General features: G+C 67.8%; 15 protein-coding genes. 10 read left to right on the top strand and 5 right to left on the bottom strand.

The features are described from left to right. The first annotated feature begins 31 nt into the window (after positions 1–31). From DW298_RS02780 to DW298_RS02765, 4 genes are all read left to right on the top strand, one after another. Positions 32–1,342, top strand: a complete 1,311-nt coding sequence (locus tag DW298_RS02780) for a hypothetical protein (RefSeq protein ID WP_136040982.1) — start codon at positions 32–34, stop codon at positions 1,340–1,342. Positions 1,343–1,397: 55 nt separating this feature from the next. Beyond that, complete coding sequence (locus DW298_RS02775) at positions 1,398–2,750, top strand: polysaccharide biosynthesis tyrosine autokinase (protein WP_136040981.1); 1,353 nt, start codon at positions 1,398–1,400, stop codon at positions 2,748–2,750. Between the two features lie 185 nt (positions 2,751–2,935). After that, complete coding sequence (locus DW298_RS02770; protein ID WP_240744992.1) at positions 2,936–5,566, top strand: right-handed parallel beta-helix repeat-containing protein; 2,631 nt, start codon at positions 2,936–2,938, stop codon at positions 5,564–5,566. Between the two features lie 10 nt (positions 5,567–5,576). Further along, entirely contained in the window at positions 5,577–6,911 is a 1,335-nt protein-coding gene (locus DW298_RS02765) for a hypothetical protein (RefSeq protein ID WP_136040980.1), read from the top strand. A gap of 27 nt (positions 6,912–6,938) precedes the next feature. Here DW298_RS02765 and DW298_RS02760 read toward each other — a convergent pair whose 3' ends face one another. The 3 genes from DW298_RS02760 to DW298_RS02750 are packed head-to-tail and all read right to left on the bottom strand — an operon-like array spanning position 6,939 to position 10,799. Continuing rightward, positions 6,939–8,075 carry a glycosyltransferase family 4 protein gene (locus DW298_RS02760; protein WP_136040979.1) on the bottom strand — a complete coding sequence of 379 codons (1,137 nt, stop codon included), beginning with the start codon at positions 8,073–8,075 and terminating at the stop codon, positions 6,939–6,941. Further along, positions 8,072–9,268 carry a DUF1972 domain-containing protein gene (locus DW298_RS02755; RefSeq protein ID WP_136040978.1) on the bottom strand — a complete coding sequence of 399 codons (1,197 nt, stop codon included), beginning with the start codon at positions 9,266–9,268 and terminating at the stop codon, positions 8,072–8,074. The genes DW298_RS02760 and DW298_RS02755 overlap by 4 nt, the downstream gene beginning before the upstream one ends. A gap of 4 nt (positions 9,269–9,272) precedes the next feature. Further along, positions 9,273–10,799 (bottom strand): sugar transferase, encoded by a 1,527-nt coding sequence (locus DW298_RS02750; protein ID WP_136040977.1) that lies wholly within the window; start codon positions 10,797–10,799, stop codon positions 9,273–9,275. Positions 10,800–11,149: 350 nt separating this feature from the next. Here DW298_RS02750 and DW298_RS02745 point away from each other — a divergent pair, with 350 nt between their 5' ends. The 4 genes from DW298_RS02745 to DW298_RS02730 all read left to right on the top strand — a co-directional run bounded on the left by DW298_RS02745 (position 11,150) and on the right by DW298_RS02730 (position 15,093). After that, a complete protein-coding gene (locus DW298_RS02745; protein ID WP_136041006.1) occupies positions 11,150–12,292 on the top strand; it encodes a low temperature requirement protein A in 1,143 nt (380 codons plus the stop codon). A gap of 79 nt (positions 12,293–12,371) precedes the next feature. Beyond that, a complete protein-coding gene (locus DW298_RS02740) occupies positions 12,372–13,340 on the top strand; it encodes an intradiol ring-cleavage dioxygenase (RefSeq protein WP_136040976.1) in 969 nt (322 codons plus the stop codon). A gap of 203 nt (positions 13,341–13,543) precedes the next feature. Beyond that, on the top strand, positions 13,544–13,828 hold the full coding sequence (locus DW298_RS02735; protein ID WP_136040975.1) for a hypothetical protein: 285 nt from the start codon (positions 13,544–13,546) through the stop codon (positions 13,826–13,828). 146 nt (positions 13,829–13,974) lie between these two features. Then, entirely contained in the window at positions 13,975–15,093 is a 1,119-nt protein-coding gene (locus DW298_RS02730) for an acyl-CoA desaturase (protein ID WP_240744998.1), read from the top strand. Between the two features lie 86 nt (positions 15,094–15,179). Here the strand turns inward: DW298_RS02730 and DW298_RS02725 are convergent, their stop codons facing one another. Further along, positions 15,180–16,571, bottom strand: a complete 1,392-nt coding sequence (locus DW298_RS02725; protein WP_136040974.1) for a cell division initiation protein — start codon at positions 16,569–16,571, stop codon at positions 15,180–15,182. 198 nt (positions 16,572–16,769) lie between these two features. Further along, positions 16,770–17,072 (bottom strand): hypothetical protein, encoded by a 303-nt coding sequence (locus tag DW298_RS02720; RefSeq protein ID WP_136040973.1) that lies wholly within the window; start codon positions 17,070–17,072, stop codon positions 16,770–16,772. A 137-nt stretch (positions 17,073–17,209) separates the two neighbouring features. Here DW298_RS02720 and DW298_RS02715 point away from each other — a divergent pair, with 137 nt between their 5' ends. Together DW298_RS02715 and DW298_RS02710 are read left to right on the top strand one after the other, a co-directional pair. Next, a complete protein-coding gene (locus tag DW298_RS02715; protein WP_136040972.1) occupies positions 17,210–18,535 on the top strand; it encodes a VCBS repeat domain-containing M23 family metallopeptidase in 1,326 nt (441 codons plus the stop codon). A 48-nt stretch (positions 18,536–18,583) separates the two neighbouring features. Next, the gene (locus DW298_RS02710; RefSeq protein ID WP_136040971.1) at positions 18,584–19,429 is read left to right on the top strand and encodes a transposase; all 846 of its coding nucleotides are present in this window, start codon (positions 18,584–18,586) and stop codon (positions 19,427–19,429) included. Positions 19,430–19,505: the final 76 nt, after the last annotated feature.

Raw genomic sequence — 19,505 nt, 5'->3', positions numbered from 1 at the left:
GCGCAACCACCCCCGAGTAGGATCCTGACGCATGGCCACTGCTGTTCCGATCGTGCTCCTCGCAGTCGGAGGTCTCGCCGCACTGGCCCTCGTCGTCCTGGTTCTCCGGATGATGCCCCGAGCGGCGTTCGCCGTCTGGGCGTGCGTGCTCTTCTTCGTCCCCCTCTGGGTGGGGGTGAACATCAGCTTCTACTGGGCCGCGATCACTCTCCTCACGGCGCTGCTGATCGTCGTCAACTGGTCGATCGTGCCGTTGCGGGCGGCCGACGCCTGGGTCGCGGTGTTCATCGTCGTCATCGTCGGCCTGTACGCCTTCGGCTCGGTGGACCTCGCTTCTCTCGTCGCCGCACTGCTCGAATGGGTCATCCCGTACATCTGGGGCCGGGTGGTGCTCGCCCGGGTCGGAACCGCGTGGGTGACCTCGACGATCGCTGTCGTCGCCGTCATCGCCGCGGCGCTCGCCGTCGTGGAGTTCTTCACATCGTTCAACCCGTTCGTGCTCATCCCGGGGTCCGGGGTCGTCTACGACACCTGGAGCCCGTTGCAGGAACGCGGGGGAGTGCTGAGAGCGGAAGGAGCATTCGGACACTCGATCGCGCTCGGCGCGGCCCTGGCGATGTCGTCGGCCTTCGTCGTCGCGACCCGGTGGCGACTCCTCCCGAAGATCAGCGGGGTGGTGATCATCGCGGTGGCGACGGTCCTCACCTTCAGCCGCGTGGGTCTGCTCACGCTCGTGCTCACGCTCGTCCTGTCCACGTTCCTGATCGTCGGCGTCTCCACCCGCTTCCGGGTGACGGTCGCCGTGGCCGGCGCGATCGGAACGGCCATCGTCATCCCCATCATCGACACCGTCTTCGGAGCAGCCGGGGAAGAGGCGGGCGGGAGCGCGGACTATCGGACCGATCTGCTCGTGCTCCTCGAACAGGTGCAGGTCTTCGGCAACCCGGGCGACTGGCATTCCCTCGTCTCGGGCGACTACTACCTCGGCTACTTCGCCCGATCCGTCGACAACGCGCTCGTCCTCACCCTGCTCCGGTACGGGTACGTGCCGACCTTCCTCATCATGGCCGCGGTCGTCTGCGCTGCGTGGACGGCGCTGAGGCGTTCGACGCGAAGCCCGGCCGCGCTCGCGGTCGTCGGGCAGCTCCCGAGCCTGGTGGTCGTGGCCCTCATCACGCAGTACAGCATGTTCCTCTGGTTCTGCGTCGGTCTCGCCATCACCTGGGCCAGAGACGCGGCCAGGCTCGGGGGGACAGACGAGGAAGTCGCGGGCGTCGACATCGGTGCCTCGGAGGGGATGCGACTGCCGAGCAGTGCCCGGCCGTCGCATCCACAATCGTGAGGCTGGCGAAACGTTGACTCATCTAGAATCGAAATCTCAGGGGGAATGGGGAACCATGGGCGAGAGCCGGGTCAGTCTGCGCGTCATCGCGAGTTCGCTGCGCAAGTTCTGGTGGCTGATCGTGCTGACCGCTGTTCTCGGCGCAGCGGGGTCGTACGGATATGCGTCCCTGCAGACGCCGCTCTTCCAGGCGACGACCTCTCTGTACTTCGCTCTCAATCAGGGAACCAGTGCCTCCGATCTCAACCAGGGGTCGGTGTACACGCAGAGCCAGATGCTGTCCTTCGCTCAGCTCGCCACCAGCTCGCGGGTGCTCGAGCCCGTCATCGAAGAGCTCGACCTCGACACCACTCCGCGCGCCCTGGCCCGCGACATCGAAGTCTCGATCCCGCAGAGCACGGTCACGCTCCGGGTGACCGGAATCGCGGACGACGCGGAAGCTTCGGCCGATCTGGCGAACGCCGTCGCAGACCAGCTGATCGTCGCCGTCAAAGACGTGGCTCCCAAGGATCCGCAGGGCGAGTCCACGATCACAGCCCAGGTCATCGATGACGCGGTGGTGCCGGAGTTCCAGTTCACACCGAGCAAGCCTCGTGATGCCCTTCTCGGCGGCTTTCTCGGCGGGGTGCTCGGTCTGGCCGTCGCCATCCTGATCGGGGTGCTCGACACCCGAGTGCGCAACGAGGAGACGCTCACGCAGGCAGGGGGCGACCCCGTGCTGGGCGTCGTCTCGAAGTCCGCGCTGCTGGCGACGCGCGGCATCGCCGTGGCGCAGGAGCCGCTCGGACACACGTCGGAGGAGTTCCGCCGCATCCGCTCCGCGCTCGCCTACGCGAACGTGTCGTCGCGCGTGAAGGTGCTCCTGGTCACCTCTGGCATGCCGGCCGAGGGCAAGTCGACGGTATCGGTGAACCTGGCCATGACGCTCGCGGGCCTCCGCAACTCCGTGCTGCTGATCGACGCCGACATGCGCCGTCCACGAGCGCACGAGCACGCCGGCATCGACGGCTCGATCGGTCTCACGAGTGTTCTGCTGGACGAGGTCGAGTTCGAGGTGGCCAAGCACAGCGTCGCCGACAGCACTCTGGACATCCTCCCCGCCGGCACGGTGCCGCCCAATCCCGCCGAGCTGCTCACGTCGTCGCGCATGGCGCAGCTGCTCGATTTCGCCGCGGCGGAGTACGACTATGTCGTGATCGATTCGCCACCGACGCTGAGCGTCGCGGACGCGAACCTCTTCGCCACGCAGACCGACGGCGTCATCCTCGTCGTCGATGCGACCAAGACCCGCCGTGCTGCGCTGACGAAGAGCATCAAGTCGCTGGAATCCGGCGGTGCCCGCATCCTCGGGACGGTGCTGAACAGGGCTCGCCCCGATCGGCATCGCAGCGAGTACTACAGCGATTGACCGCGGAGCACGGTCCACGCCATCATGGCGTGTATATCGGTCGGAAGGCGCGGTCCGTTTGTCTTTGCCTCCCGAGCCGGTTACTCTTCATGAGTTGCGAGGGGGACTCGCACTTCACCGCCGGGGTGTAAACAGCGGCGAGGTGCTGGTTGATCGTAGAACCTGCCCCAGAAAACGGTGACATCATGTCCTTTCCGTTCCTTGTGCTCCCCCCTTCTCGGGGGACCTCCTCTCGGCTCCGACAGCGCCCCCGGCGGGCGGTCGCGGGTGCTCTCGCCGCCGTGCTGGGGGTCACCGCCGCGCTGACGTCGGTGCCGGCGTCCGCTTCGGCAGACGTCTCCCCGGCAGCGGCGCGCCCTGCAGCGGCGGCTCCGGCTCCCGTCATCGACGACAACATGGACCGCACCGTCGGTGCCGGATGGGGTTCGTCGGCCGTCGGCGCGTGGCGCGTCGTCGAAGGCTCCTCCAGCGTCACGGGAGATGTGGCGCTGCTCGCCAGCCGCAAGCCGGGGATCACCGCCCGTGCGAGCGTCGCCGGCGTCTCTGCTGCCGACGTCGACAGCCGATTCTCGCTCTCCATCCCGAAGCTCCCCGTCGGCGGGCCGCTCTATCTGGCCCAGGCGGTCCGCGTCTCCGGCAAGGATTCGTACGCGGTGCGGGTGCGCGTCCATCCTGATGGCTCGGCCTACGTGTCCGTCGTGCGACTCACCGACCTCACCGGAGTGCAGAACCTCGCTGAGCGCCGCCTGCCGTTGACCGTGAAGAGTGGAACCTCGCTCGACGTGGCGCTTCGCGTGACCGGTACCAACCCGGTCGCCCTCTCGGCGAAGGCGTGGGTCTCCGGTACCGCGGAGCCGACGGCGTGGCAGGTGTCGCACACGGATGCCTCCTCCACCCGCATCCAGAAGCCCGGTGGCTACGCCTTCGCGCTCTATACCTCTTCCGGGGCGAAGTCGGCGGTGCCCGTCGGTATCGATGACATCCGCGCCACCGCCGTCGCTGCTCCGGCTCCTGCGCCGACCCCGACCCCGAAACCGACGCCTGCCCCGGCCCCCGCTCCGGCCCCCGCTCCGGCTCCCGCTCCGGCTCCCGCTCCGGTCCCTGCTCCGGCACCGGCACCGGCCACGCCGGCAGGCGTGCGTGGCGAACCGGGCGCACGAGTCCCCGGCTCCCTCTCCTACGAGGCTCCGGCGACGGCGATCTATGCCGCGCCCTCGGGATCGGACGGCGCTGCCGGCACCAAGAACTCACCGGTCAAGACGATCGGCGCCGCGCTGCGTCTGGTCCCGAACGGCGGCACCATTGTTCTGCGTGGGGGCACCTATCACGAGCAGGTCGTGATCCCGCCGCAGAAGAAGGTCACCATCCAGCCGGCGTCGAACGAGGCGGTCTGGCTCGACGGGGCGAAGTCGGTCACCGGGTGGAAGGCATCAGGAAGCACCTGGGTGGTCGACGGCTGGACGACCAAGCTCGACTCCAGCCCGACCTACGTCAAGGGTGCCCCCGACTACACCCAGGCCGACTGGCGCTTCATCGACCCGGCGCGTCCCATGGCCGCTCATCCGGACCAGGTCTGGGTGGCAGGCGTGCAGCTGAGCGAGGTCGCCACCGCAGCGCAGGTGAAGGCGGGGACGTTCTACGTCGATGACGCGGCGAAGCGACTCGTGATCGGCACGAACCCCACGGGTAAGACGGTCGAGGCGGGCGTACTCTCGCAGGCCCTCTCGATCCGTTCGGTCGGGTCGGAGATCCGGGGGATCGGTGTCCGTCGATACGCCACCTCCGTTCCCGAGATGGGCACGGTGATCGCGGCGGCTGCCGACGTGTCGCTCACGGATGTGACGATCCGCGACAACTCCACGACCGGCTTCTACTCGTGGTCTCCGCGCACCACCCTGACCCGGGTGTCGTTGATCGGCAACGGACTGCTGGGTGGCGGCGCCTCCCAGGCCGACGGGCTCAAGGTGACGCAGATGCTCTCCACCGGCAACAACTCGGAGGGCTTCAACCACTCTCCGGTGTCGGGTGCATTCAAGGTCACGCGAACGCAGAAGGTGACCGTGACGGACAGCGCGTTCACCGGGAACAAGGGGCGCGGACCGTGGTTCGACGAGTCGGTCCTCGACATCGCCTTCACCGGTAACGACGTGATCGGCAACACCGGTCACGGCCTGATGGTCGAACTGTCCGAACGTGCGGTGGTCGCCGACAACATCATCGCCCGGAACGGAGACTTCGGCCTCTTCGTGCTCAACTCCGGCAATGTGAAGATCTGGAACAACACGTTCGTCGGGAACGCGAACCGCAACATCAGCATCGGGCAGGACTCGCGCCGCGCGTCCGACCCGAACGCCGCGGGGCACGACCCCCGCACGCGGTACGCGCCGCTGGCGCCCTGGATCGTTCGGAACACCGTGGTGTCGAACAATGTCATGGCGGAGAGCGCCGGCAACTGTCTCGTGTGCGTGCAGGACTTCTCGCTGGTGTTCACCGGTGCGCAGATGGTGTCGAGTATCGACGGCAACCTCTACCACCGTGCAGCGCCGGGCACTCCGCGATGGTTCTCGGCATGGTCCCGGGGCGCGGTGTCGAGGGACCCGGCGGTCACCGATACGCTCGCGGCCTTCACCGCAGCGACCGGGCACGATCGTCGGTCGCAGTTCATCGAAGGCCCGAGCATCGTCGGTTCCGGGTACGCGCTGCTGACCCCCCGGACGCCGGGTCAGGCATCGGGGGCGGTGCCCGTACCGGCGGATGTGGCCTCGGTATCGCGACTCCCCGCCAACAGCGCGACACTGGGGGCCCAGCAGCGGTGACGATGTAGGTATGGGTTCACTTCTCGCTGTCGGCGCCCGCGCGCTGACGATGGTCATCGCGCTTGTCTGTGGCGTTCTCACGACGCGCATGATCATCGGCGGCGCGGGCGTCGACAGCTTCGCCCTCTACACCTTGCTGATCACGATCCCCTCGCTGCTGACGTTCACCGACCTCGGCAGCGGGGCGGTCCTGGTCAACGCCGTCGCGACGAGCGACGATGTGCGCACGGACGAGAAGCTGAGGTATCAGCTCACCTCCGTCGGCCGGGTCCTGCTCCTCTTCGCGGCGAGTGCGATGGCGATCAACACCGTCCTCGTGCTCACCGGCGCGTGGGAGGTCGTCTTCGGAGAGGCCGGCGGACGCCCGGGGGCGTCACTCGCGGCGTTCTACTGCGTGACGATCTTCTGCCTCGGGATTCCGCTCGGTGTCTGGGCGCGCATCATGCTGGGCCAGCGACGCAATCACGTCGTGATCCTCCTCCAGGGATTGATCTCGCCGCTGACGATGGTGGGCGTGTGGTTGATCCTCACCCTGGGCGGAGAGAACCTGCACTCGTTCGTCGCGATCGCATCCTTCGCGGCGTCCTTCCTCGTCTCGGTGCTGGGCATCCTGATCACGGCACGCACGACCTCACCCCTCATCCCGGCGGCTGCCCGAATGGTCCTGCGTCCGCGGCGCTTCCCCGGCGTGCGCGTGATGGATGTCGGCTGGCCGATGCTGGCGCAGATGGTGACGTATCCGATCGCCGTGGGTTCTCAGCGCTACGTGATCGCTCAGCTCGGAGGGCCGACGGACGTCGCCGAGTACGGAGTGGCCGGACAGGTCTTCTTCGCTCTCAACGGGCTGGTGATGGCCGGTGGTCTGGCACTCTGGCCGCATTTCGCCCGCAAGCGCCACGACGGCGGTCTCCAGCGCGGTCCGTTCCTGCTCTCCGCGCTGTTCGCCACCGCCATCGCGGTCGCGACGTTCGTGGTCTGGCTGGTCGGGCCGTGGCTCTTCGGCTTCATCACACAGGGTGAGCTGACAGTGCGTCCGAGCACCATCTTCGCCTTCGGCCTCATGATCATGATGACCGCGGCCGTGTACCCGCTGGGGATGTTCATCATGGACAAGCCCGGCATCCGCTTCCAGGTGATCCCCACGCTGAGCATGGCGGCCGTGGGCATCGGCCTCTCGTTCGTCCTCACCCCCGTGCTCGGCATCGCCGGACCCCTGATCGGCGTGGCGTTCGCGTTGCTGGTGTGCCAGCTGATCCCGTTCTCGATCTACATCGTGCGTCACAAGACGCGGCTCACGGCCGGCAGTCAGGAGTCGGTGCCGCAGCCGAGCGACGACGTCGCGTAGACGGGCGTCCGCGTGCGGCGGCCGGGCTCAACGCAGGACGTGAGCGGTGATGCTCGAGCGGTACACATCGGGGGCGTGGCGGCGGAGCGCCTCGGCGCGGCTGTCGGCGACGGTGGAGACCATCTCGTTCCAGCGCGCATGGATGTCGGTCAGCGCGGTGGCGATCGACTCTGCGTCGCCGGCGGTGACCAGCTGGGCGGTGGCGTATCCACCTGCTGCCTCTCGGAGTCCGCTGCTGTCGCTCGCGATCACGGGCCGGAGAGCGAGGATGCCCTCGACGGCCGTGTTCCCGAACGGCTCGTCGACGCGTGAGGGGACGACGAGGACATCCGCTTCGGCGAGGAACGGCCAGATCTCGGAATGGAACCCGGCGAAGTCGACGGGCACGCCCGCCGCTGTGGCCTGTTCTCGAAGGTCACGCTCGAACCACTCGTACCCTTCGAAGACCGCGCCGAGAAGGGTGACGTCGACGGCCCGTCCCGCGGTGTGCAGCGCTGAGGCGGCCTCGATGACGAGGTCGGGCCCCTTTCGCGGCGACAGCCGGCCGATGTAGAGCACGCGAAGCGCGCGTTCGATGCGCGGACGGGGCGAGATCGGATGCGGAGGAGAGGCGACGCCGTTGTAGACCACGTGCGCACGTCGCGCGAGGATCGGCAACGCGGCGCGGATCGTGTCGAGGCTGAACCGGCTGTTCACGATCGTGCGCTCAGAGGCGAGATGCGGTGAGTAGAGGATGCCGTTCACGAGCCTGTTTCCGGACGCCTCGGCTTCATGTACGTGACTCACCGAGCGGGTGCGGCGCAGCCGGGCGATCAGCGGCCACTGGGGGATGATGATCGTCGAGACGTACACGGCGTCGGGCCGAATCCGCCCGATCAGCCGCCACGCGGCACCGAGGCCGCGGAAGGTGTCGCGGAAGAGGCGGGGCAGCCCGCGCGGGGTCAGCAGGACCTTTCGCAGGACGAGCATCGGGATGATGACCACCTCGGCACCGGCCGCGCGGAGCTCCGGGACGAGCAGGCCCGAACTCGGCAGTGCGACCACGACCCGGGCGCCCGCTTGGACCAGGCCGATCGCGCTCTCGAGCAGCATCCGGTCCGAACCGAACATCTCCGCGCCGGGGTGCACGAGAAGGACCGTGCGCCCTTTTCCGCCGCCGCTCATCGCGTTGCCGGATCGGCAGGAGCGGGGGACCAGTCGGTGGTGCGCCGCCGCGCTCGTCGCGCCGATCGATGGATGCTCGATCCCTCCGCGAGCCTGTGTGCGAGGGCCTCGTACTCATCCGCGACATCGTCCCAACGGAACCGGGTGCGCGCGATCTCCTGCACGATCTTCCCTCGTGAGGCGGTCAGGTCCGGGTCGGCCTCCGCGGCGAGAACCTGAGCGGCGACGTCGGCGGCATCGGTGAAGAACCATCCGTTGCCGTCGAGCACTTCGCGGTTGAAGGGCACATCGAAGCCGATCACCGCTGTTCCAGCACCCATGGCGCGCAGGAGCGAAGGGTTCGTGCCACCGACGGAATGACCGTGCAGGTACGTCATCGCGTTCGCATAGAGGGCATCGAGCAGCTCCTGGTCGTACACGCCGCCGACGAGTCTGATCCGTTCGTCGCCCTCGGCAACGCGCTGGATCTCCTGGGTGTACCCGGCGCTGTACGGCGCCGACCCGACGACGACGAGCGGGAGCTTCGCGTCGCTGTCGCGGTAGCCCTCGACGATCTCGAGTACGTGGTTCTCGGGCTCGAACCGGGCCACGACGAGGTGGTAGCCGCCCGAGGTGAGCCCCATCTCAGCGACGCCGCGTTCCGGCAGCTCCTCGAGGATCGGGGCGCCGTAGCGGATCATCTCCGTCGGGACGTCGAACTGATGGCGGTAGTAGTCCGCGATTCCCGGTGCGTCCGCGATCAGGGCGTCGGCGGTCCGGACGCCGAACTGCTCGGCCCACCGGTAGTAGGCCCTGCCGCGCGGGCCCCACTTCGAACGGCGCCATTCGAGGCCGTCCATGTGCAGGGCGACGGGGGCCCGGCGCAGACGGAGCAGCGGGAGGAAGGGGGAGTTGGCGGCGTTGAACACGAAGGTCGCGTCCGGGCGCCGCCGAAAGCACAGGTGAAGTGCCGAGAGCCCGGTGTGACTGAGCGTCTCGATCTGTTTCACCGGGACGGCGGGAAGGTGCACGACCTTCATGCCGAGGTACTCCTTCTCCCGATGCTCCGATCCGCGCGTGTAGACGACGACGTCGTGACCGCGATCCGCGAGACGGCGGCCGACTTCCTCAACCGCCGTCTCGAAGCCGCCGTACGCCGCAGGCACTCCTCGGGTCCCCACCATCGCGATGGTGAGGCGTTTCGAATTGCTCATCCGATCAGTATGCCCCGCTGGGCTGCACCATGACCTTGGCAGTTCGCCACATGATCTGCAGGTCATTCATCACGGACCAGTTCTCCACGTAACGCAGGTCGAGGCGCACGCTCTCGTCCCACGAGAGGTCGCTGCGGCCCGAGACCTGCCACAGACCGGTGATCCCCGGCTTGATGTAGAGGCGGCGGAAAACCGTGCCGTCGTAGGCGGTGACCTCGCTGGGCAGCGGCGGACGGGGCCCGACGACGCTCATGTCGCCCACGAGCACGTTCCAGAACTGCGGCAGCTCGTCGAGCGAGAGCTTGCGCAGCACGCGACCGATGCGGGTGACGCGCGGGTCGTCCTTCATCTTGAAGAGGAGGCCGGCGCCCTCGTTCTGCGCCTTGAGCGCGGCGAGCTGCTGCTCGGCGTCGGTCTTCATGGAGCGGAACTTGACCATCTTGAACCGGCGACCATCACGGCCGACCCGCTCCTGGAAGAAGAAGACCGGACCCGGCGAGTCCAGCTTGATCAGCAGCGCGAGCACGGGGGCGAGCAGACCGATCGGGATCAGCGCCAGCGTGGCGACGGCGACGTCCAGTGCCCGCTTGAGCAGGTGCTGGCCACCTTCGTATGTCGGAATCTGCACCTGGATCAGCGGCAGGCCTTCGACCGGTGCGAAAGAGATGCGCGGACCCGCGACATCGGTGAGGCGGCTGGAGAGCACGAGCTCGGCAGCGGTCCCTTCGAGCTGCCAGCTCAACTGCTTCACGAACTCCGGCTCACCCTCGGGTCGGCTCGCCACGATGATCGTGTCTGCGCCGACTTCGGCGGCGATCGACGACACGGAGTTCACGTTCCCCAGAACCGGGAACCGCGTGTCGTCGATCACGATGTCGCGCGCGTTGCCGTCGAGCAGCGTCGCGCCGACCACCTGGTACCCGGATGCGCCGATCGGGTGCAGCGTCCGGACCACATACTCCACGTCGTCCCTGTTGCCGACGACGAGGGTGCGGGAGGCGAACCTCCCCTGGGAGCGCTGCGTCTGCAGCCAGTGGCGCCACAGCCACCTGGTCACCAGAAGCGTCAGCACACCGACGGGCAGCCCCAGCAGCAGCGTCAGTTGCATCGACTTCCATGCGAGCAGGACCGCCACGATGGCGATGATCCCGAATGCGAGTCCGGTGGCGTGCACGACGCCGCGGTACTCGGTGGCGCTGGCGCGGAACAACGCGGCGTCCCGCGTGTGCATCGCGCTGAGCATGAGGTACCACAGCGCGGCGAGCGGAATGCCGTCGCGCAGGACCTCTGCCCCGGAGACACCGGTGACCAGCTGGATCGCTGCCGTCAGACCGAGCGCGAACAGGATGACGGCCGCATCCGTGATCCGCAACCGCATCCGATAGCGACGCTCCCACTGACGGCGCCGTTCCAGAGTCGCCGAAGCGCGCGGTGTGACCACCGTGCGCGTCACCGACTTGGTGGCTCGCGGAGCCGCGACCGGCACGAAGGCCGTACGAGTGATGCTCAGAGCATCCTCGACGGAAGTCATGCCGAGGCCCCTTGAGCCGTGAATGTACGCAAAAAACCCCAGTGCGACATGTGTTTCCCCAGTTTCCCCAGACCATGAACCCCACGTTCACGGCATCGTCTGCGTCCCGACCCCTCGGGTCCTGCTGAAACTCCCCGTGATTCCCACATCACGGAGTGCGTTCTCACCGTCCCACACGGTGATCGCTGACAGCAGGCACTGCAGACTTTCTTACTGTAGCGGAAGCTCCCTATGAATCGGAAGTATTTCTTACGAATGGATGAACTCGGCTTCCGAACGGGTGCCGCGCGAGCGCTATTCTGTGGCGGGTGACCGCCGATTCCGTCGCCTCGCGCTTCCAGCTCCGCACGATGTCGCCTCGCGATCCCTCGCAGCCGCATCGCACCGCGAGCACCCTCGAGCTGTTCTTCGACCTGGTCTTCGTGGTCGCGGTGAGCATCGCCTCCGCAGAGCTGCATCACGCGCTCGGCCACGCGGACTTCGTGCACGGCATCACCTCCTACGCGATGGTGTTCTTCGCGATCTGGTGGGCGTGGATGAACTTCACCTGGTTCGCCACCTCGTTCGACACCGATGACTGGCTCTACCGCGTCACGACGTTCGTGCAGATGGGAGGTGTCCTGGTGCTCGCGGCCGGTGTTCCCCGTGCCTTCGAGGACGGGGACTTCACCGTCCCGGTCCTCGGTTACGTCGTGATGCGTGTCGCGATGGTGGCGCAGTGGTTGCGTGCCTCGCGCTCGGCAGGGCCGCTGCGTTCGGCGACACGACGGTACGCCTTCGGGATCGCTGCGGTGCAGGTGCTGTGGATCCTGTTCCTGCTCATTCCGAGCGGCCCTCTGCAGCTGGTCGCCTTCGTCGTGTTCGCGCTCATCGAGATCGGTGTCCCGGTGTTCGCGGAGCACCGCCGACAGACCCCGTGGCACCCGCACCACATCACAGAGCGATACGGGCTGTTCACGCTGATCGTTCTCGGTGAGAGTCTGCTGGCGTCGGCCAACGCCATCATCGACGCGCTCGACGAGGTCGACTCCCTCGGCCCGCTGATCGCGATCGCGGTGCTCACCCTCGTGGTGACGGCGTCGCTCTGGTGGATCTACTTCTGGCCGCCGCATCACCGTGCGATCACGACCTTCCGGCGCTCGCTACGCTACGGCTACAGCCACTACTTCGTGTTCGCGGCCGCCGCGGCCTTCTCGGCCGGTATCGAAGTCGAGATCGACGTCCTGACGGGAGCCAGCCATCTGTCCACGGTCGCCGCCTCCTTCACGGTCACCATCCCCATCGCGATCTTCCTCATCGGCATCTGGTGGATAGCCATCCGCGAGAACGCCGACCGCGTCGTGAACACGGTGGTCCCGCTGGGTGCACTGCTGGTGCTGCTGGATCCCGTGCTCCCCATCCCCGTGACCCTGACCGCCGTGATCCTCGCCGGCATCGTCGTCGTCCTGGTGCTCCGGCCCCCGGTGGTGCGCGAGGACATCATCAACACATAGGCCGAGCAAAGGCCCCTGATCAGCTGCTCGGGAACCATGGTGGTCAACCACCACCGGTCCACTCGCGAGGAGCACGATCATGCGCATTCCCGAACCCACCCAGACCCCCGACGGCCCTGCATACGAGGGACGCCTGCTCGACCGCATCGACGAGGAGGTGGTCGATCAGGGCGCCGCGTTCGACATCCGCACGCTGATGAGCAGACGGGGCGTCCTCGGTCTCGCCGGCATCGGCCTCGGGGCCGTCGTGCTCGCGGCCTGCGCGCCCACGGCCTCGGGTGGCTCCTCGAGCGCGTCGACGCCGTCCGCGTCCGCCGACGGGAGCGACGCCGCGGCGAGCGTGGCGGAGATCCCCGACGAGACGGCCGGACCCTATCCGGGTGACGGGTCCAACGGTCCAGACGTACTCGAGGACTCGGGCATCGTCCGTCGGGACATCCGCTCGTCGATCGATGGCGCGGCGACCGCGGACGGGGTGCCGCTCACCTTCGAGCTGCAGATCCTCGATCTGGCCAACGGGGGCGTGCCCTTCGCCGGAGTCGCGGTCTATGCCTGGCACTGCACCGCCCAGGGCGAGTACTCGATGTACTCCTCCGGCCTGGAAGACGTCACGTATCTGCGAGGCGTGCAGGTGGCGGACGCCGACGGCACCGTGTCGTTCACGTCGGTCTTCCCCGGCTGCTACTCCGGCCGCTGGCCCCACATCCACTTCGAGATCTATCCGGATGTGGCGTCGATCACCGATTCGTCGACCGCGATCGCCACGTCGCAGCTCGCGCTGCCGGAGACGGCCTGCACGGACGTGTACGCGGAGGCGGCGTACGACGGATCCGCGCGGAACCTCGGGCAGATCACGCTCGCGAGCGACAACGTGTTCGGCGATGACTCCGGTGCCCTCCAGATCGCGACGGTCAGCGGGGGAGTCTCGGCGGGATACACCGCCACACTGACGATCGGTGTCGACACGACGACGGCACCCACCGCAGGCGCTGCACCCGGAGGCGGTGCGGGAGGACCGGGAAGCGGTGGGCAGCCGCCGGCGAACTGAGGGTGGCACTGCGGGATTCGAGCCCGAGAAGCCGATCTGCTATGCTGATGATGCAACGTGTGTGCTCGCCCCCTCTCGGCCGCCACGTCGCCACTGATCAGGGCCATCACGGACCGCGCACATCGATGCGTGCGGATTCCGCCCTCGATCTCACATCTTGCGGAGCGCCGATGCGTGTCCGCCACACAGCAATGAGCATCACCATGAGTATGACCACCTTTCCTCCGTCGGATCCGTTGACCTGGAAGCAGGCCGACGCCGACGTGCACGTCGCGACCCGTGCCGGCGAATTCGCCGGGTTCGTCGAGTTCGACGGCGCCACGCACCTCGTGCGCGACAACCACGGCACCGAGCTCGGCACGTTCGACGCCCTCGACGACGCGTTCCGCGCGCTCGAAGAGGCGCACGAGCCCGCGGGGCCGGGGCCCGCCTTCGCCCCGATCCTTCCGCGGGCATGGCGTCGGATGACGCGCCGCGCTCGCGCCTGAAACGAGGCTTCACGCACACCGGGAGCAGTCCGTCAAGGGGTGCGGATGTATTCCCGTAGGCGCATGGGGCCGGGGCTACTGTGAGGTAAGCGTTGGGCAATCGCCTTGGGCTTTCACAGCTCAAGGGCTCCGATCGTCAGGAGAAGATCATCTCCATCACACAGATCGAACCGACCGCGGCAACGCTGGGTCCGATTCGTCAGACGTATTCCGGCAACGCGGATTTCCCGCCCATGGCCAAGGCATACAAGCAGGTTTCGCAGGTGGTCAAGGAGACAGGACTCCTCGGCCGCACGCAGTGGTTCTACGTCTTCGTGGCCGCCGGCATCGCGGTCGCCCTCGGCGGCCTCATCACCGGTTTCATCCTGCTCGGCGACAGCTGGTTCCAGCTGCTCATCGCCGCCGGCCTCGGCATCGTCCTGACGCAGATCGCCTTCCTCGGACATGAGGCCGCGCACCGTCAGATCCTCACCACGGGTCCGGCGAACTTCAAGCTCGCCCGCATCGTGATCGCCAGCATCGGCATGAGCTACTCGTGGTGGGACTCGAAGCACACCAAACATCACGGCAACCCGAATCAGGTCGGCAAGGACCCCGATATCGAGGTCGACACGATCTCCTTCCTCGAAGAAGACGCCGCGAAGGCGAAGGGGCTCATCAAGCTCATCACCCGCAAGCAGGGCTGGCTCTTCTTCCCGCTGCTCACGCTCGAGGGATTGAACCTCCACTTCCTCGGTCTGAGATATCTCCTGACGACGAAGAACGTCAAGGGACGCTGGACCGAGCTGAGCATCATCGCGCTGCGGTTCGCCCTCATCCTCGTGCCCGTGTTCATGATGCTTCCGCTCGGAATGGCGTTCGCCTTCATGGGCGTGCAGTTCGCGGTGTTCGGCGTCTACATGGGCGCCGCGTTCGCTCCGAACCACAAGGGCATGCCGATCATCGAGCCGGGCGCTCGTCTCGACTTCTTCACCAAGCAGGTCCGCACCTCTCGCAACATCAGCGGCGGATGGTGGACGACCTGGCTCATGGGCGGCCTCAACTACCAGGTCGAGCACCACCTCTTCCCGAGCATGCCTCGGCCGCACCTGGCGAAGGCGCGCGAGATCGTGCGCGATTACTGCGCAGCGAACGACGTGCCGTACACGGAGACCAGCCTCGGTCGCTCGTACATGATCGTGATCGAGTACCTGAACCGTGTCGGACTCTCCGCCGGCGCCGACCCCTTCGACTGCCCCGCAGTGGCGCAGTTCGGTCGGCCGTAGCCCACAGGCATCACCGGGCCCGATCAGTCCGGGAACGACAGAGGCGCGAGCAGGAATCCCTGCTCGCGCCTCTGTCGTTCGCGCGTCTACTTGGAGGACTTCTTCTTGGTCTCCACCACGTCGATCGTGATCTTCTCGAGCGGGCGGTCGTCATCGAGTTCGTCTTCGAGCACCTCATCGCCGAGGAAGGTCTCCTCCGGCGTCTCGTCGGCGACGGCCTCAGCGGGGGCCGGGGCGACCGGTGCGTCCGCTCCGGTGAACTCCGCCGGCAGCGAGTCGTCGGAGAAGATGCCGTCGGGGCGGATGAGTTCCTTGACCTCGGCCATGAAGCTCGACAGCTGCTGCTGCTGCCACCGCAGCTGACGGGTGCGGTCTTCCGCGTCGTGCAGCACCGCCGTGGTGTGACCGGTGACCGAATCGACGATCTTCTGCGCCTTCGCGCGAGCGCGCTCGAGGGTCTCGCGGGCACGCACCTGGGCTTCGGCTTCGATCGCCTGCGCCTGCGAGCGGGTCAGGCGCTCGTAGTCTTCGGCACGAGCCGAGATGCGCTGAGCGTGCTCGAGGGACGCCGAGACCTGCTCGTTCGCGTCATTCGTGATCCGCTCGGCGTGCGCCACGGCCTGGTTGTGCAGCACGAGGAACTCCTGCTGCGCGTCGTCCTGGCGGCGGGTGAGGGTCTCTTCGAACTCCAGCACGCGGGCGTTCATGTCGCGGACATCGCGCTCGGCATCGGCGCGCAGCTGGGTGGTCTCGCGGGTGACGAGGGAACGCAGCGCGGCCGCGCCCTTCTCGGCCTCGGTGCGGATCGCGGTCGCCTCCTGGGCAGCCTGGTTCACCTTCTCGGCGGCGTGGGCGGCTTCGCGCTCGATGCGAGCCTCGTGCGCCGTGTACTCGGTGTCCATCTTCAGGCGAACCTGGTCGGCGTCGCGCTGCGCCTGGGCGGTGATCCGCTCGGCGTCCGCCTCCGCCTCGGCGCGCTGCGCGGTCACTTCTTCCCGTGCGGACGTCATCAGGCGGTCAGCCTGAACGGCTGCGTTCTGGATGAGCACGTTCGCCTGCTCTTCGGCGACCCGCAGGATCGCCTCGAACTGCTGACGCGACGGCGCCTCCTCGCCGTCGGCCTGAGGAGCATCGACGAGCTCGGACGTGAGGGTCGCGACCTGCTGCTCGGCATCTGACACCTTTGCCTGCGCGGCCGTCAACTCGCTCTCGAGGGCTTCGCGGGCCTTGCGCTCCTCTTCGCGCACCGCTTCGACGGCCTCCTCTTCGCGAGCCTGCGCCTCGGCGACGTCGGCCGCCGCCTGCTTGAGCTGATTGCGAAGGGTCGCGAGTGCGGCGTCGACCTCGCCCTTGTCGTAGCCGCGGAAACCGACGGTGAACGCGCCCTGCTGGTCACGGGGTGAGGTCTCGATCAGCTGGTCGAAGAAGTCCGGCGAGCGCTCGCCGTCGCGGTCGGCGGTTCCGGAGGATTCGCTCATGAGGTTCATGCCTTTCTGGCGTGGCCACACGGCGGAGCTGCGGCTCCATCCCGATGGACGGGATCGTGCGACCGGAGGAGGAGGTCGTCTGGGCTCACGCCACGACCGTGACCCGGCGGAGGTCCGGCAGGGCGAGGCGCGCCTCCCAGCCTAGTTGCGACGGCCGGATATTGTGTGCTCGGTTTCTGAGGACGGGCGTCAGATCGGAGCGATGAGGTGGTCCAGGACCAGTTCGCCGGAGGCGTTAAGGGACTTCATCATCTCGGCGACCAGCCGGGCATCGACGGCGGGCGGCTCGGCGTCGTCGAACCCGAACTGCAGGGGGATCGCGGGATGGATCCACACCGTCGCCCGCTTGTCGGTTCCGCTCGAAGGCCGCCACGTCATCATGAAGCTCTCCTGGCGGCGGAGCTTGGTCGCGATCACGATCTTCAGGTGCGCGAGGGTCTCGTCCTCGATGAGGATCGGCTCCGACGTGCCGTCATACCTGAGTCTTCCCATGACTGCACGCTACACCGTGCGAGGGCGCGGATCCGCCTCTTTCCCGGCGGCGTTCGCGGAAGGATCCCGCAGCACTGGTACGGTGACGACGGAGGGCATCACGTCCCTGGGGCCGCCGAGCAAGAGAGAACTTCGAGATGAAGCGACCGTCCCGTGTGCGCCTCGCCCGCATCGGGATCGCCACCGTGCTCGCGGTCGTGATCGGAGCCGTGGCTCCCTCCCTGTCGGCAAGCACCTCCGCGACCGCAGCTGTCAACGACCAGATGGTGTATCCGTCCTCGGGCAACATCCAGTCGAAGGTCGGCGACGGCTGTCGGGGAAACTACCGCGCGCACGACGGCATCGACATCGGCGGTGGGGGCGGCACCCCGATCGTGGCCTCTTACGGCGGAGTGATCAAGTCCCGCACAGCCAACAGCGGTTACGGCAACTACACCGACGTCGAGCATCCCGGCGGTTACGTCACGCGGTATGCGCACATGGCCTCGCCCGGCAAGTACGCCCCCGGCACCCGGGTGTCCCGCGGGCAGCAGATCGGCGTCGTCGGCAACACCGGGAACTCCCCGGCGTACCATCTGCACTTCGAGGTGCGGCTGAACGGCGCGGTGTACACGGCGATCAACAACGGGTTCACCTGCCTGTCGAACGTGGCCCGCGGCGGTGTTCTCCCGCTCTACTTCCCCGGACTCGGTTCTGGACAGGCGCCGGGCGTCGCTTCGGCCGACTACTCGGGCGACAAGAAGGCCGATCTGCTGACGATCGCAGGCAATGGCGACCTGCGCCTACGCGCGGGGAATGGTTCCGGCGGCTTCTCGGCGGCGAAGACCGTGTTCGGCGGGTGGGGCGGATCCCGCAGGCACCTCACCCATACGGACTTCAACAACGACGGCAAGGCGGACATCCTCGTCACCAGATCCGACGGCGGGCTGGAGTTCTACGCGGGCAACGGCGCAGGGGGATTCGCACCGGCCGCTGGCATCGGCAAGTTCTGGTACAGCCTTCTTCACGTGACGTCGGGCGCCGACTACACCGGAGACGGCAAGCAGGACGTGCTCGGGGTCTCGGCAACCGGTCTGCTCACCATCTACCGGGGAAACGGCACCGGTGCCTTCGGCGGATCGCACATCCCCCTCGGCGGAGGATGGCAAGGGTTCCATTTCCTCGTCGGCGGCGACTTCGACAACGACGGCAGCGGGGACATCATCGCGGTTGACGTGGACGGCGCGCTCCGGTTCTATTCGGGAGTGCCCGGGGGATTCCGCGCGATGCGGGTGGTCGGGACCGGATGGGGTGAGTTCACCGCCCTGACCGGAGGGGTCGACTACAACGGCGACGGTCACGCCGACCTGCTCGCCCGCACCGCGTCGGGACAGCTCTATCTCTATCCCGGCCTCGGGAACGGTGCATTCGGCGGACGAACCCTGGTCAGCGCCGACTGGGCGGACCACCTCGCCATCGAGTAGCGGCGAGCAGTCCGTGTCTCGTGAGGAGGCCCGGCGTATCGTTGGCGCATGGCCGACCCGACGTTCGAGGAGATCGCCGCCACGCTGTACAGCGGGCCGCCGGAGGCGTTCGTGGCGTCGCGGAAGGCCCGCGCGGGGAGCGTCGACGATCGTGAACTCGCGTCCAGGATCCTCGCGCTGCGAAAGCCGTCGGTCGCGGCCTGGGTGGTGAACGTGTTCGCGCAAGAGCGCGCCGGGCAGCTGGGGGAGGCGCTGCAGCTGGCCGCAGAGCTCCGCGAAGCGCAGGACGACCTGGATGCGCCGGCGCTGGCGAAGCTCGGCAGGGAGCGCCGTGCGCTCACGAGACGCCTTGCGGAGATGGCGGCCGAGCTGGCCGGTTCCCGCGGGGAGCGGATAACGCCTGCGACGCGGGATGCAGTCGAAGGCAGCATCTCCGCTGCCTTCTTCGATCCGGCGGCAGCGGGTGCTGTCGCCTCCGGCCGATTGGTTCGGACGATCGAGCCGACGGCGTCGACCGACGAAATCCGGGACGCCGTGGCGGGCGAGATCTCGGAGCTGGAGTCGGTGCCGCAGCGGCCACCGGATGAGCTGCAGGCGCGGCGCGCGCGCCGCGAGGCGGAGCGACTGCTCGCCACAGCCGAGAAGGAACAGACGGCTGCCGAGCGTGAGCTCGAGAAACGCGACGCGGCGCTTCGGGATCTGCAGGACAGGGCGACGGAACTCGCCGATCGGGTGTCGGAGCTCGAGGCCGAGCTCGCTCGCGCCCGCGCCGAGGCGGCTCGCGTGGGGGAGGATCTGCCCCCTGCGAAAGAGCGGCGTGCGGATGCCGCGAAGCGTGCGGAGACAGCGGCGGATGCCGCCGATCGCGCACGCCAGGCCGTCGACGCGCTGTAGCCCGGTCCGACGCCGGATCCCCACCGTGGCTGCGGACGACAGGTCCGGTGAACGGGTGAGAGGCAGGGTGAGAAGC

Origin of the sequence: Microbacterium sp. A20 (genome assembly GCF_004794515.1) — a bacterium.
In the GTDB taxonomy this organism is placed as follows: Bacteria; Actinomycetota; Actinomycetes; order Actinomycetales; family Microbacteriaceae; genus Microbacterium.
The sequence above is the reverse complement of the archived record's forward strand: the minus strand, read 5'-3'. Positions and strand labels throughout refer to the sequence as shown.

What these genes read in the sequence shown, in the direction of transcription:
- DW298_RS02740 (WP_136040976.1), top strand. Translation starts at nt 12,372, where the DNA reads ATGCGCATTCCCGAACCCACCCAGACCCCCGACGGCCCTGCATACGAG.
- DW298_RS02770 (WP_240744992.1), top strand. Translation starts at nt 2,936, where the DNA reads ATGTCCTTTCCGTTCCTTGTGCTCCCCCCTTCTCGGGGGACCTCCTCT.
- DW298_RS02715 (WP_136040972.1), top strand. Translation starts at nt 17,210, where the DNA reads ATGAAGCGACCGTCCCGTGTGCGCCTCGCCCGCATCGGGATCGCCACC.
- DW298_RS02725 (WP_136040974.1), bottom strand. Translation starts at nt 16,571, where the DNA reads ATGAGCGAATCCTCCGGAACCGCCGACCGCGACGGCGAGCGCTCGCCG.
- DW298_RS02755 (WP_136040978.1), bottom strand. Translation starts at nt 9,268, where the DNA reads ATGAGCAATTCGAAACGCCTCACCATCGCGATGGTGGGGACCCGAGGA.
- DW298_RS02775 (WP_136040981.1), top strand. Translation starts at nt 1,398, where the DNA reads ATGGGCGAGAGCCGGGTCAGTCTGCGCGTCATCGCGAGTTCGCTGCGC.
- DW298_RS02765 (WP_136040980.1), top strand. Translation starts at nt 5,577, where the DNA reads ATGGGTTCACTTCTCGCTGTCGGCGCCCGCGCGCTGACGATGGTCATC.
- DW298_RS02745 (WP_136041006.1), top strand. Translation starts at nt 11,150, where the DNA reads ATGTCGCCTCGCGATCCCTCGCAGCCGCATCGCACCGCGAGCACCCTC.
- DW298_RS02735 (WP_136040975.1), top strand. Translation starts at nt 13,544, where the DNA reads ATGAGTATGACCACCTTTCCTCCGTCGGATCCGTTGACCTGGAAGCAG.
- DW298_RS02780 (WP_136040982.1), top strand. Translation starts at nt 32, where the DNA reads ATGGCCACTGCTGTTCCGATCGTGCTCCTCGCAGTCGGAGGTCTCGCC.
- DW298_RS02750 (WP_136040977.1), bottom strand. Translation starts at nt 10,799, where the DNA reads ATGACTTCCGTCGAGGATGCTCTGAGCATCACTCGTACGGCCTTCGTG.
- DW298_RS02720 (WP_136040973.1), bottom strand. Translation starts at nt 17,072, where the DNA reads ATGGGAAGACTCAGGTATGACGGCACGTCGGAGCCGATCCTCATCGAG.
- DW298_RS02760 (WP_136040979.1), bottom strand. Translation starts at nt 8,075, where the DNA reads ATGAGCGGCGGCGGAAAAGGGCGCACGGTCCTTCTCGTGCACCCCGGC.
- DW298_RS02710 (WP_136040971.1), top strand. Translation starts at nt 18,584, where the DNA reads ATGGCCGACCCGACGTTCGAGGAGATCGCCGCCACGCTGTACAGCGGG.